Consider the following 13,608-nt stretch of genomic DNA (forward strand, 5'->3'; position numbering starts at 1 on the left):
TTGCCGATGATGATGGCGCTCTTCCGTCCAGATCAGAGGAGACCGCAGCCAGGCACGGGCAAGCTGCCCCTGCCCTGTTTTGTCAGGGGAGCAGCTTGCCCGTTAGCAGCAAACTCGGGCCGGGCGGCTGACAGGACGGCCCTCGTCGCCCTTCGCCGACAGACGCCTGTCAAAGCTGCACAGTGTAATCGTTGCCTCCCTGACCATACTGGTAGAGGAAGCGCAGGGTGAGACTATGCAGGCCCGCCGGGGCACTGAACATCACGCGGCCCTTGACCTGATGCGCACCCGCCTGGAAGCTTGTAGGCAGGGTGCTATCAAGCGGGGCCCGCACATTGCCATCGAGGACCAGGCGTAAGTAGTCGAAGCCCGGCCCAGGATTGATGGCCACCCCATTGGGGTTGTCGACGCGGAAGTTGAAGATGTAGTACTGCTGACCAGCTTTGACCTGGCCCCATCCACTATAAGAAAATTGGCGCTCCACGCTGACCAGATGATAGGTCAAATAGAGACCCGGTTGCGCATTGTAGGTATAGGAGATGGAGAGGTTCTGAGGATACACTTTGCCGCTATAGCTGGCCGCATCAAAAGGGCCGCTGAAAGGGATGACTACCAGCGACTCGTTGAGCGTGGTTGAGCCAAGCTGGAGCTTCAGCTGCTCCAGCCGGGTTCCCCGAGGAACGGGGAAATCTAGCCAGCCATCGGCGCTCTTGCCGGGTGCCAGGGCCACCGCCAGACCAACGTTGCTCGGCGCGATCGGCTTCTGGCCTGGGACCAGGAGACGAGCAGCATCATAGTAGATGACTGAGATTTGGACACTTCCCCCATTCACTACGTGGAGATGGAGACGCACCTGGGCCGGCCCGGGACGAATCAGGTCGTCGCTAAAGGCGCTGGCATATTGGGCGTCAACCACCTGGAAGGTCAGCCCGGCGTAGGGCGCCGTTCGGGCCACGTGCAGAGTGGTAATGGCCGGGGCCGACGTCGTGGTCTCTGGGGTAAGTTGGAGACTCTGCAGCCAGCTCCAGACGAAGAGTCCTGTGCCCCCCAGGGCGAGCAGAGCCACAATTAAGATCAACACCAGCCAGAGACGCTGCCACGACGGTTTTTCCTCACCAGGCCTCAGACGCCGTTTGCTGCCCGGGCCTGCCTCCAGGCGTGGTGGACGCTCCGGCGCTGGCCACCGGCCAGAGCGTCCACCAGGAGAAGCCAGAGAATGGAGATCAGACATAAGAACTGTTTTGCCCCCTCTTTTGCTCCCTATAGAGAACGTTCTTCCTCGCTTTTTTTGGCTCCTGGGAGAGCCATGCAGGTGTTTCTACTATAGAAAAGAACCCAACCACTGGCATTGTAGCAGGTTTCCTCAGCGTTGACAGCTTTTTCGGGCGGTGATAGCATTGGAGTTGCTCCTCTCCTCACTGCCATGCCAGACCAGACAGCCCACAGTGAAGAGAGCGAGCCAAGCGCACCGCGCACAAGAGAGGCTGGCCTTCTGTCACGTCAAGACATCTTCGAGCGCGGTGCCCAGCCATCTATCTGATCCGATCTGCCGGCGCGCTCCGTCCGCGCCGCGCGGCTTTCGCACGCCTCTGCCCCCAGCCCGGCAGCCGCCGGCTGTGGGTCCGGGCAGGGTCCGAGCCAGGTCGGGCGCGGCTGGTCAGCAAGCACGGTTGTTGCGGCCCCCGCGCAGCGCAATCATCACGCAGAGCGCCCGCTCAGAACAGGAAAAGAGAGCAAAAAGGCAGAGGGACACCGCGCGCACGACGCAAAGGACAGACAGACAAAGGAGTACGTATTTGAAGATCCACGAGTATCAGGCCAAAGAGATCCTGGCGCGCTACGGCATCCCCATCCAGCCGGGGCGCGTAGCCCATACGCCAGAAGAAGCGGAAGCGATTGCCCGCGACCTTGGCGGACCAGTGGTCATCAAGGCTCAGGTCTATGTCGGCGGACGCGGCAAGGCAGGAGGCATTCAGTTTGGCAACACGCCCGAAGAGGCGCGCGCCGCCGCCGCCCGGGTCCTGGGTATGAACATCAAGGGGCTGACGGTTCAGAAAGTGCTGGTGGTCTCCAAGTTAGAGATTCAAGAGGAGTACTATCTTGGCATCGTTCTGGACCGCAAGACCCAGGCGCCGGTCGTGATGGTCTCGACCGCCGGCGGCGTCGATATCGAGGAAGTCGCCGCCACCACGCCCGAGAAGATTATCAAGCAACCCATCGACCTGCGCTGGGGACTGCGCCCCTTTGAGGCGCGCAATATCCTGGCGCGCGCCGGTTTCCCTTCAGCGGTCATTGCCCGTGGCGGGTCGATCTTGACCGCCCTGGCACGGGCCTTCATCGAGAGCGATGCCAACCTGGCCGAAATCAATCCGCTGGTTCTGACCCGCGATGGCCAGGTGCAGGCCGCCGACGCCAAGATTGTGCTCGACGATAATGCCCTCTACCGTCACCGCGACTACGCTGCCTGGGAGGAGCCAGAGGAGGCCAATCCGCTGGAATTCGAGGCCCACAAGGAGGGCCTGACCTATGTCAAACTCAACGGCAATGTGGGCATCATCGGCAATGGGGCGGGTCTGGTCATGACCACGCTGGACATGGTCGCCGCCTGCGGTGGCAAGCCCGCCAACTTCCTCGATATCGGCGGCGGGGCCCGCGCCGAGGTGATGGCCAAGGCCCTGACCTTCGTCGCTCGCGACCCCGACGTTCAGGGCGTCCTGGTCAATATCTTCGGTGGCATCACGCGCGGCGAGGAGGTCGCCAGGGGTGTCATTATGGCTCAGCAGCAGCTGCCCGCCGGCTTGCCGATTGTGGTACGCCTGTCGGGTACTGGCGCCGAGGAGGGCCGCGCCATGCTGAAGGATGCGGGCCTCGATTGGGGCAAGGATATGCGCGATGCGGCGCAGAAGATCGTCGCCGCCATCCAGGCAAAGGAGAAGGGACAGCAGGCATGAGCATTCTACTCGATGAGCATACCCGCGTCATTGTCCAGGGCATTACGGGGCGCGAGGGGAGCTATCACACGACTCGCATGCTGGAGGCCGGCACGAAGGTGGTGGCCGGCGTGACACCCGGTAAGGGCGGCCAGAGCGCCTGCGGCCTGCCAGTCTTCGATACGGTGGCCGAGGCTAAGGCGGCCACCGACGCCAACGCCAGCTGTATCTTTGTCCCGCCCGCCGGAGCCGCCGATGCCATCATGGAGGCCGCCAGCGCCGGCATCAAGCTGATCGTCTGCATCACCGAGTTCATTCCCGTGCTGGATACGGCCCGCGCCATGCTGGTGGTGCGCGAGCATGGGGCCACTCTGATCGGCCCCAATTGCCCCGGCCTCTGCACCCCCGGCCAGGGGAAAATCGGGATCATGCCCTACCAGATCTTTACTCCCGGACCCGTCGGCTTCATCTCCCGCTCAGGAACGCTGACCTACGAGGTCGTGGCTCTGCTCACCGAGGCCGGCATCGGCCAGTCAACCTGCATCGGCATCGGGGGCGATCCAATCATCGGCTCGACCTTTGTCGATCACTTGAAGCTGTTCGAGCAGGACCCGCAAACGCAGGCCGTGGTACTCTGCGGCGAGATCGGGGGCAGCGATGAGGAGGACGCCGCTGAGTTTATCAAGACGATGAAGAAGCCAGTGGTGGCCTTTATCTCGGGTCGTACCGCTCCGCCGGGCAAGCGTATGGGTCACGCGGGAGCCATTATCTCGGGCAATACGGGAACAGCTCAGGGGAAGGTGGCAGCCCTGCAGGCCGCCAGCGTCCCAGTCGCTGAAACCATCTTCGATATTCCCGAGCTGGTCAAGGCAGCCCTGGCCAGGCAGGCGTAGCTTCGTATCGCTTCCACGAGGAGAATCGGATGGGCCGGACCTGGCCAGGCCGGCCCGCACCCAATCAGCTCGAGGTCCGTCCGTCGCAACACCACCCTTATTCCAACAGAGGGTTTGCGGCCTCGGGACCCTGGTCTCGCTAGATCACCGCTTCACAAGAAGCCAAGCCCAGCAACAAAGACGCTGATGCGAGGAGTGGCCCCTGCCCCCGGCCTCCACCCCGGACAACCCCATTAGTCGGGAGCTGGGGCCAGTCCCCGCCTGGCGAAGAGGAGAGATGACAACAGCACTCGTTTACGACCCGATCTTTTTAGAGCACATTACGCCGCGCCGGCATCCTGAGCGGCCCGAACGTCTGCAGCGAGCAATGGCCCTCTTGGAGGCCCTCGGCTGGCTCCAGCGGGAAGGGCTGGTCCTACTCCCGCCGCGCGAGGCCAGTGAGGATGAGCTGGCCCTGGCACACGATCGCCTCTACATCCGCGCAGTGCGCGCCGCGGCAGAGCACGCCGCCCGCGAAGCCGCCGCCGGCGGACGGGTCTCCCACTTTTTTGCACCAGAGACCTTCGTCTCCGGTCGCTCCTACGAGGCCGCAGCTAAGGCCGCCGGTGCCGGCCTCACCGCCATCGACGCCCTGTTCAAAGGCGAGATCGATAATGCCTACTGCCTGGTCCGCCCGCCCGGCCACCACGCCGAGTACGACGAGGCCCTGGGCTTCTGCCTCTTCAATAACGTGGCCATCGCCGCCCGCTACGCCATCGAGCACTATGGTCTCGAACGTGTGATGATCATCGATTTTGATGTTCACCACGGCAATGGAACCCAGAACATCTTTTATCGTGACCCGCGCGTCCTCTACTTCTCAACTCATCAGGCTCCGTTCTATCCAGGCACAGGACGCTCGGACGAGCGCGGCGAGGGGGAGGGTCTGGGCACGACCATCAATGTACCGCTGCCGGCCACGACCGGCTTCGAGATCTATGAGCCGGTCTTCCGCCAGGTGATGGCACCCGCCGCCGACCGCTTTCAGCCGCAGCTGATCCTGGTGTCGGCAGGCTTCGACGCCCACTGGAAAGATCCGCTGGCTAACATGTATCTGTCGACCGCCGGCTTCGCCCAGCTGATGATGATCATCATCGAGCTGGCGAAATATCTCTGCGATGGCCGGCTGATCATGATCCAGGAGGGCGGCTACGATCTGCAGGCTAACGCGGCCTGCGTCGCTACCAGCATTAACCTGCTACTGGGGGACGACGCCGCTGTCGATAGCCTTGGGCCAGCACCAGAGAAGTCTTTCCGCATCAATACGGATGTGCTTATCGCTGAGCTGCGACGCCTCCACAAGCTGACGGGCTACCGCATGCGCAACGCACCGCGGCCAGACATCGCCAGGCTGCGACGCGAGATCAAAGGACCAGAGGCGGAGATCCCCACCAGCGACCCCGCCAGCAGCAACGGCAAGGGGACAGATGGCAGCCTCTGACCGAGCAAGCCAGACGCTGACCCCGCCCGGTCGGGCTGCCTCCGTTTCACTCGCTGCTGCGTGTTCTCAAAGAGCGAGCGATTCAGCCAGCGTAGGAGACAGAAAGCAAGAGGTTCTCAAGGTGAACAGTGGTCGCTCAAGTGGACCACCAATCAAGACGAGAGCAACCAGACAGCTACGACCAGCCCAGCCCAAGCGAGATGAGGCCCAAAAATCAGAAGGAGCGAGCCAGGGCAATGATGCCACTACGACCAAGGAGGCCCCATGCAGACAGGTTCGCAGCACGTGCGTCCTCTGACCTCCTGCGATCTCACCCACGTTCAGAAGCTCCTGCTGTTCTCAGACTACGTCTACCAGCGCTTCACTGCCCCGGAGCTGCCGCTCCTTCTGGAGCACTACCCCGCCTGCGGTCTCTTCCACGACGAGCAGCTGGAGAGCTTCTTACTCTCGCAGGCCGTGAATCCACCCGTGGCCTGGATCGGCGGCTTCGGCGTGAGCTGGAGCGAACATCGACGCGCTTTCGAACATCTTGACCGCTTGCTGGCCTATCTGCAACCCAGCCTGCAGGCGCGCGGCGCCACGCAGCTCTATTATTCGGGCAACGACCTGGAACAAGACTGGTTGCGCACACCGCTGCTGAGGCGTGGCTTTGAGCTGCATGCTCTTCTCTACGCCTACGATAAATTCGACTATCGCGTCCCTACCGCCGGCAACCAGGAGATTACCGTGCGCAGCGTGCGCAGCAGCGACTTCGAGGCTCTTTGCGAGATCGAGCGGCTCTGCTTTGCGCCGCTCTGGCGCTACAATGCCCCGGCCTTCGCCGACATCGCCGCCACTCATCCCTACTTCGTCGTGGCGGAACTGGCGGGGCAGATCGTCGGCTACCAGTTCAATGCCGTCGATGAGGGCTATGGCTACCTGATCCGCATTGCCGTCCATCCGGCCTTCAACGGACAGGGTATCGGCGCCCGCCTGATGGCCGAGGCTATCAGTTTCTTCGCTGGCGCGCGTGTTCGCCGCATCATGCTCAATACCCAGGAGGATAACCAGCGAGCCCACCGCCTCTACGAGTGGTTCGGCTTCGTGCGCATGCCTCAGCGCGGCTTCATCCTGCGCAAAGAGCTGTCCGCTGTGAGTCCCCCCAGCTGAGACGATACCTCGCCTCACCCCTGGACGACCCAGGAGCGGCAGCGAGCCGAAGGAGGAGAAGAAGGAGAGGGAGCATGCAGTATGCTGGCCGTGTGTGAGGGAGGACACGACTCAGGCCATCCGTCACCTCTCTCGCCCGGCTGGCTCGCAAGGAATGGCCCCAAGGCTGACCGGCAGCCTGATCAGTTAGAGGCTATAGACCCCCGTCAGACGCATGACCTCCAGCGGCTCAGAGCGATTCTTGACGGAGACCGTTCCAACATGATCGATCTTCACGTGCTGGCGCACGCGGTAGAAGGTGGGAGCATTCAGGTAAATATTATTATCGTCGGCCCTGGACTGGAGACGGGCCGCCACATTGACAGTATCGCCGATAGCCGTATAGTTCTGAATGCGACCGCGTGAGCCAATATTGCCCACAATGGCCAGGCCCGTATTGACCCCAATGCCGAACTTCACAGGCACCTCGTTGGGATGGCGACGCGCATAGTCGAGAATCGCCTGACGCATCTTCCAGGCCGCACGCACCGCTCGCAGGGGATGATCGTTCTGCTCCAAGGGAGCATTGAAAATAGCCATCAGCTCATCGCCCCAAAAAGCCGTCAGTGTCCCCCCTTCATCCCAGACGGCTTCTACCATCAGATCCAGATAGTTATTGAGCAGATTCATCATCTGCTCCGGTGGGAGCCGCTCGGCCAGACTGGTATATCCCCGGAGATCGGCGGAGACGACCGAGATCTCGCGGGTCTCACCACCAAGCTTGAGCAAACGCGGGTCCTCGATCAGGCGTTTCACCACGCTGGGATGGACATAGCGCCCAAAGAGCGACTTAATCTCGCGCGCCTCAGCCTGCGCACGCTTCAGATCGGTGCGGTCGTCAATGACGAGGGCGGTGCCAATATGCTGGCTATGCTCATCGCGCAGGGCAGTCACATAGAAATTCATATTGACCCAGCCCAGCCCCGCGACCTCTCCCTCGAAAGCCACCGGCACGCGCGTCCCATGCTCATGGTGCAGCAGCGCCTCCTGTAGCAGCTCAACCAGGCCCAGCTCCGGGAGCACCCCGAGCACCTCGCGGTAATGCCTACCCAACACCGCCCGCTGGTCCAACTTCAGAATCGCGCCCGCTGCCCGATTGAAGGTCGTGATGATCCCCTGGGGATCGGTGGTGATCACGCCGTTGGCAATCGAGGCAAAGATGTTGTCCATGTACTGCTTATCTTCGTTGACCTGACGCAGGGTGCGCTGCAGGTCAGCAAAGAGGCGGGCATTATCGATGGCAATGGCCGCCTGATGGCAGAAGGCAAAGAGCAGGTCGCGCTGCTGCGGGCCAAAAAGATTGGCGCTGATGCGGCTGTCGACATAGACAGCCCCAATACAGCGGTCGCGCACTACCAGCGGCGCGCACATAATAGAGCGGATGCGGTTTTCAATGATACTGCGCTGATCTTTGAGATCCTGATCTTCTTGAGCATCGCTCGTCAGGATCGGCTGGCGCGTCTGGACAACGCGATTGACCGTACTCTGGCTGATGCCCAAATTGAAGGCATCGCGCTCCAGACTGCGAGCATCCTTGGTGCGTGCGATTTTAAACTCCAGCTCGCCCCGGGCATTGAGCAAGGCCAGGAAGCCTCGCTCAGCTCCCACAAAGCTGATCACCTGATCCATGACCAGGCGCAGCACCTCGTCGAACTCCAGCGTCGAGTTCAAGGTACGCGCGATTTCATAGAGCGTTTCCAACTCATGGCGCTCGCGCTTGAGGGCTGTAATACTGCTGCGCAGCTGCTCCTGCTCGCGCTCTAGTGCAGCCGTCTCGTGGTGCTCCAGCCGCCGCTGGAGGCTCAGCATGAGCTGGCTCAGGCGCGACAGCTCCAGATCAGCGCGGCGACTGACCATCAGGGTCTTACTAAGAAGCTGGACACGCGGATCGCTCAGATGACTGGCATAGGTTCCCTCAACAGCGCGCTCTAGCTCGTGTGTATGCTCATGTAACTGGCCAGAAATACGCTTCAGGGTCTCGCTGAGCGAATGCAGCTCCCCCAGGTCCGTCAACACTGTGCGTCCCTCCCTCCGAAGCAGCCAGAAGATGATGAAGGTGAAGATGCCTCTCTTCGCAACGCTGCCTTATTATAGCACAGGGGCAGAGCAGGCAAAGAGTGACTATCAACCTGCTCCATGAGAGATACAGGGGAGACGGGATAGACCAGTCAGAGCGAGGCTCAGGGCCACAGCGCCGCCGCGCCTCGCTCCAGACCCAGAGGCCACCCAGGACGGACGGAAGCCAACAGAGGCACTCCACACGCTCGGTCGCTTGTGACGGCACAATCAGTCTCGACTAGAGGCCGTCCTTGCCTTCCTGAGCCAGGTAGCTGCGTAGCGAGAGGGGCCGAAAACCAAACTGGCGCTCGACAGCATCGAGGGCCGTGACATTGTCGAAGGTAAAGAGGGTCAGGGCCGCCCGCGTAATCGGGGGTTTGGGCAGCACCAACTCCATAGCCGTGGCCCCAAGGCGGGCCATGAAGAGCGGCAGAGGCAAGGCGGGACGTCGCACCTGCAACGTCTCCATCAGCAGGTTAATGATTTGGGCAAACGTATAATACTCGGGCCCCCCGATGACAAAGGTCCGCTTACGGCTGCCCGCCGGATCGTCTAGCAGGTGCAGAATGACGCTGACGACATCCTCGACGTAGATCGGCTGGAAGCGCAGCGAGCCGCCACCGATCAGGGGCACGACCGGCGCGCCACGGATCAGGTCGGCCAGACCTTTGAAGAAGGGAGCACCTTTTCCAAAGAGGACGGAGGGCTGCACAATGCTCCATTCGAGAGCGCTCTTTTTGAGGACCTCCTCGGCCAGGTAGCGCCCCTGCATGTAGCTGCCGGGTCGATCTGGCCTGGTCCCCAGGCCGCTGAGCTCGATCATGCGCTGGACACCAGCGGCCAGCGCGGCGTTGACCAGGTTAGTGGTACCAGCGACGTTGGTTCCTTCATAGGTATTGCCCGCCGACTGCTTGCGATCGGCAGTCATAAAGGCCGCATGGATGACAGTGTCAACACCGCGCAGGGCTGGCTCCAGCGAGATCGGATACGTGGTCGCTCCTTCCACCAGCTCGATATGCTCCACCGGCAGAAGCTGAGCCGCGCGGCGACGATTGCGCACCAGACAGCGCGGTCGCTCTCCGCGCTCGACGAGCCGCCGCACCAGGTGTCTTCCAATAAAGCCAGTTGCACCGGTAATCAGGATCATAGCTTCTCTCCTCACTGCTGCCACCTCTGCGCCTTTTCAGCCGCTCTCAGCTGGCTGCCAGCTGGCGCTGTGTGGCAGACCAGACGTGCTTTCTTCGCCAGCGATGGCGAGATCCCTTCAGAAAAGAAGACGTCACAGGAGCCTTCAACAGAGACCACCGCCTTCGAAAAGAGCCGAGTCAAGCCGAGCCGAGCCTGCTGGCTGCTCTGGGGAAGCAGCCAGGCTGCAGCGCCAGGCTGAAGCCAGCAGACAGGGCAGCAGGAGACCTCGGAAGCCAGCCAGGTAAGCCAAAACCAGTCTCGTCTGGCAATGGCAGGCGAGGCGAAGTCAGTCACCCGTTCATCGGTCGCCTGGCCTGAAGATTGAGGAGCAGGGAGAAGAGAAAACCCTATGCGCATAGGAACAATGCCGCTGAGTATAAGCACAGCAATAAACGGGAGAGCAGGATCTCAGAGGAGGGCTTCGGCGGGCAGGTAGATACGCACCGCCACGCCCTCCTCTGGACCACTCTTAATCGTCAGACTGCCGCCAGCAATAGCCAAGAGGGCACTATGGGTTAGCAGGCCGCCGCCAGTACCACTGGTAGCCGCGTCGGCGGCAGCAATACCCACGCCATCATCGGCCACGATCACCTCCAGATCGGGATCACAGCGCGCCTGCAGCGTCAGGCGCAGGCGGCGATGGAGATCGCTGCCGCGGGCATGGCGAGCGGCATTGCGTAGCGCCTCCTGCACAGCGGCAAAGATCAGCTCAGCAATGGCAGGCGGTGTTACCTCATCGATGTGCGCCGCAGTCTCTTCATTCACCTGCCAGCAGATCTCATCGAAGGCATCATGAAAATCCTGCTCTAGCATCGTCCGAATGGCCTGGACCAAGCCCTCGCGCTCCAGACGATAGGGTGCACCGGGCGTCGTCGCGCGCATCAGGGCCGCCAACTGACGATGGGCACTACTCACCAGCCCAACCGCCTCCTCGAGGGCCGTGGGGGCCCCTTCCTGACCACCCTGGCGCGCCCCCAGACGCAGCGTCTCCAGACGCAGCAGCGCCAGATGCATCTGAGGCAGAATCTCATCATGCAAAATTCGCCGCTGCTGAGCGCCCAGCAGCTTCACATCGACAATACGACGGCGCAGCAAAGCCGCGACGGCCTGCATGGCCTCATGATCGCCGATCGTATCGAGAATGCGCTGCCCACAAGCCTGAGCCAGATTCATATCCTCCTTGGTGAAAGTTCCACCATCCTCGCGCGGTCCCAAAAAGAGGGTCGCCACCAGCCCGCGCTCATCGTAGAGAGGCATCACCCAGCAGACCAGCGGCTCGCCGCTTGCCAGGCGCAGGCGCAAGCGATAAGCCAGCGGCGTACCGGCCCCACGCCCACCAGGGGGGCGGCGCGGTACCAGCCTTACCAGGGCATCCGTCTCAGCGGAAGCCAGTCCTTCGCCGCGACGTGGCAGCTCCGTTCCATTGAAGCGGGCGTCAGCCGGCCAGCGATAGCTAAAAGTACGCCGCATCGGGCCGGCCAGAATCACCAGGCGAGCGCAGCGGACCGCCAGGACACTCTGGCACAGCGAGAAAAAGAGGTTCTCCAGCTCGAACTCACTCTTCTCCGCACTCGTATTCAGCCAGTGGCGCAGGCTCGTACTACTCAAAAAGCGGCCCAGTAAGGCAATATAGCGATCATGGGCCTGGTAGCTACTCCAGGTAAAGAGAGCGTAGGCCACTGTCGCCAGGCAGGTAATGCAGAGCAGCCCGCCCAGGCTACTATGTGTCAGCGAAACCAGGAGGGCGATAAAGAGCGCCACCGCCGTCGCCACAATGACAATGCCGCGCCACTGCTCAAAGAAGCCTCGCCGCGCCAGTGGGCGTTCGATCAAGATACCATGACGGACAATCGAGTAGCCAATAACCAGAATGATCAAAGCCACAACCAGGTTGGCAAGCAGATCAAGCACGAGCAGGCTCGGGGGAATGGTCCGTAAAGGCGGTACGGCCAGCAGCGGCGCCCCACGTCCCAGCCAGCGGAGCATCGACCAGAGCCCGGCCAGGCCCAGGCCAATAGTCAGGGCCACCATCAGCAAGGCCGCCAGCAGCAAGGCCGGGCGCGCCAGGTGCCAGGAGAGCTGCGGCTCCTCTAACAATTCGACCTCCGTGGGATCATCCCAGAAGGCTTCTAACAGGGCCCGCCGCAACGAAGGCCGGGCTCCTCCCCTCTTGCGCGCGCGCAGGCTCATCCCGACAGCCCGCACGCCGGCCACCACCACCTGTTGAATGCGACTGGAAGTAAACCAGGGACCGATGGCACAGAATGCCACATAGACCAGGAAAAGAAGCGGTAGCAGGAAGAGTGGAGAAATCCATGCCCGACCAGCACTGGGAGGGGGCATGCTATAGGCCAACAGCTGCAATGTTTCCACAAAGGTAAAGGTCCGGCGATTGAGCAACAATAGCAAGAGCAGCGCTGTCCCGAGCACGGCCCCTAGAGCCAGTAACCAGGGAATGCGCCGTCGCCAGCCGGCGTTGATCAGAGAGGCATAGTGGAGGCCGATAGCGAACCAGATATAGGGGACCCAGAGCGCCGGGAACCAGGCGGCCTGCCAGAGAAGATTGAGCAGAGGGCGCAGAGTCGACTGATCCAGCGGCAGCGTAATCAGCAGTGCATGCACAAAGAAAAAGAGCGCACTCAGCGCCAGGCCCACCACGCCCCAGAGCGTGATACGGGCCCGGTGATCGCCGTTCAGCCAGACCGTACTCGCCAGCCAGAGGAAGGTCACCAGATTAAAGATCGAGACCGCCAGCGTCAACGTGCCCAGCAAGGTGACCGGAGCAAGCAGTATCTCAAGAGCCATCATTTCCCTCACGACAGGCAGATCGACTGGCCGGCCCAGCTAAGAAGGGGCTTCCTCTCCCTCGCTGGCATAGAAGGGCACCCACTCGCCCCGGCGATTCTGCACGTAGGCGACGCCCTGCTCGTCCCAGATAATCATGCGATTAAGCGTGTAGATCAGCGTCGCCCGCGCGCGCGCCACCTTCTCATCAACCGCTGACTCGCTCAAGCCCCAGGCGGCATAAATGCGTCCATTGGTGCGGCTCACCGCGCGCTTATCGTGCAGATTCAGACGGGCCGCAATCTGCTCATTGGTCATGCCCTGCGCCAGCAGCTCGGCAACACGCAGCTCGTTCGGCTCCAACAAGGCGCGCGGCGACTGCTCATCCAGGCTGCGCACTTCCTGCACACGGTCCTCGATCTCGGGATCAACGAAGCTGCGACCACTGATCGCATCCCGCAGCAGCGGCACCAGCATGCTCGGCAGCAGATAATTGCTTTTACGAACGTAAGCGTAGTGTGTTAGAATACCAGAAGCGCGAAACTCGCGATAATACTCATCGTCATCCTGAATCGAATAGAAGACCACCGGCATGCGGGGACGCTCACGGCGAATAGCGACCGCCGCCGCCACGCCGCTCATGGCCTTGCGCCCCAGGGCAGGGTCGCGCAGCTGGACATCCATGAGGATCACATCCATATCCAGCTCGCAAGCGCGCGCCACGGCCTCACGTCCCGTGGCCGCCTCGCCAACCACCTGGACAGCCCCCGTCGCCTCAAGGCCCTCACGCAGAGCCTTGCGTAAGGGGCCGTGATCATCGACCAGCAGCAACTTCATCGGAGCATCCATAGCCGGAACGGGAACAGCCCTCCTTTTGGTCCGTTGGGAGCAGTTGGGAGCACCAGAGCACAGAGCAACAGCACCTTGCCACTCGGATCAGGCGCCAGGCCAGAGCCGCACCTTCCCCATCTTCCTGCAGACTAGAACGTTCCAGCCCGACGCCAGGGAACAGTGCGCGCCTTTATTATACACCGCTGCTGTCCCGAGAGAGCAGAACCTCCCGTCCCGGGAGGCAGGTGAGATGAGG

Annotated in this window: 9 protein-coding genes; 4 read left to right on the forward strand and 5 right to left on the reverse strand. The window is 61.9% G+C overall.

Features of this window, described 5'->3' with window-relative positions; all coding sequences use genetic code 11:
* Positions 1-169: 169 nt before the first annotated feature.
* Positions 170-1,231, reverse strand: a complete 1,062-nt coding sequence (locus N688_RS13190) for a hypothetical protein (protein WP_052889711.1) — start codon at positions 1,229-1,231, stop codon at positions 170-172.
* Between the two features lie 565 nt (positions 1,232-1,796).
* Between N688_RS13190 and sucC the strand changes: the two genes are divergently transcribed.
* The 4 genes from sucC (at position 1,797) to N688_RS13210 (ending at position 6,452) form a co-directional block, all read left to right on the forward strand.
* Entirely contained in the window at positions 1,797-2,951 is a 1,155-nt protein-coding gene (gene sucC / locus N688_RS13195; RefSeq protein WP_052889712.1) for an ADP-forming succinate--CoA ligase subunit beta, read from the forward strand.
* Positions 2,948-3,823: a succinate--CoA ligase subunit alpha gene (gene sucD / locus N688_RS13200; protein WP_052889713.1), complete on the forward strand. Its 876-nt coding sequence runs from the start codon at positions 2,948-2,950 to the stop codon at positions 3,821-3,823. Before sucC ends, sucD begins: the two co-directional genes overlap by 4 nt.
* A gap of 277 nt (positions 3,824-4,100) precedes the next feature.
* A complete protein-coding gene (locus tag N688_RS13205) occupies positions 4,101-5,303 on the forward strand; it encodes a histone deacetylase family protein (RefSeq protein ID WP_052889714.1) in 1,203 nt (400 codons plus the stop codon).
* A 264-nt stretch (positions 5,304-5,567) separates the two neighbouring features.
* Complete coding sequence (locus N688_RS13210) at positions 5,568-6,452, forward strand: GNAT family N-acetyltransferase (protein WP_052889715.1); 885 nt, start codon at positions 5,568-5,570, stop codon at positions 6,450-6,452.
* 186 nt (positions 6,453-6,638) lie between these two features.
* Here N688_RS13210 and N688_RS13215 read toward each other — a convergent pair whose 3' ends face one another.
* From N688_RS13215 to N688_RS13235, 4 genes are all read right to left on the reverse strand, one after another.
* The gene (locus N688_RS13215; RefSeq protein WP_052889716.1) at positions 6,639-8,507 is read right to left on the reverse strand and encodes an adenylate/guanylate cyclase domain-containing protein; all 1,869 of its coding nucleotides are present in this window, start codon (positions 8,505-8,507) and stop codon (positions 6,639-6,641) included.
* A gap of 280 nt (positions 8,508-8,787) precedes the next feature.
* Positions 8,788-9,696: an NAD(P)H-binding protein gene (locus N688_RS13220; RefSeq protein ID WP_052889717.1), complete on the reverse strand. Its 909-nt coding sequence runs from the start codon at positions 9,694-9,696 to the stop codon at positions 8,788-8,790.
* A 449-nt stretch (positions 9,697-10,145) separates the two neighbouring features.
* On the reverse strand, positions 10,146-12,545 hold the full coding sequence (locus tag N688_RS13230; protein WP_156025415.1) for a sensor histidine kinase: 2,400 nt from the start codon (positions 12,543-12,545) through the stop codon (positions 10,146-10,148).
* A gap of 36 nt (positions 12,546-12,581) precedes the next feature.
* On the reverse strand, positions 12,582-13,370 hold the full coding sequence (locus N688_RS13235) for a response regulator (RefSeq protein WP_052889720.1): 789 nt from the start codon (positions 13,368-13,370) through the stop codon (positions 12,582-12,584).
* Between the last annotated feature and the right edge of the window lie 238 nt (positions 13,371-13,608).

This window comes from Thermogemmatispora carboxidivorans, from assembly GCF_000702505.1.
Taxonomy (GTDB): domain Bacteria; phylum Chloroflexota; class Ktedonobacteria; order Ktedonobacterales; family Ktedonobacteraceae; genus Thermogemmatispora; species Thermogemmatispora carboxidivorans.

Coding starts and splice junctions, on each gene's coding strand:
- N688_RS13190 (WP_052889711.1), bottom strand. CDS start 1,231: ATGTCTGATCTCCATTCTCTGGCTTCTCCTGGTGGACGCTCTGGCCGG.
- sucD (WP_052889713.1), top strand. CDS start 2,948: ATGAGCATTCTACTCGATGAGCATACCCGCGTCATTGTCCAGGGCATT.
- N688_RS13205 (WP_052889714.1), top strand. CDS start 4,101: ATGACAACAGCACTCGTTTACGACCCGATCTTTTTAGAGCACATTACG.
- N688_RS13210 (WP_052889715.1), top strand. CDS start 5,568: ATGCAGACAGGTTCGCAGCACGTGCGTCCTCTGACCTCCTGCGATCTC.
- N688_RS13220 (WP_052889717.1), bottom strand. CDS start 9,696: ATGATCCTGATTACCGGTGCAACTGGCTTTATTGGAAGACACCTGGTG.
- N688_RS13230 (WP_156025415.1), bottom strand. CDS start 12,545: ATGATGGCTCTTGAGATACTGCTTGCTCCGGTCACCTTGCTGGGCACG.
- N688_RS13235 (WP_052889720.1), bottom strand. CDS start 13,370: ATGGATGCTCCGATGAAGTTGCTGCTGGTCGATGATCACGGCCCCTTA.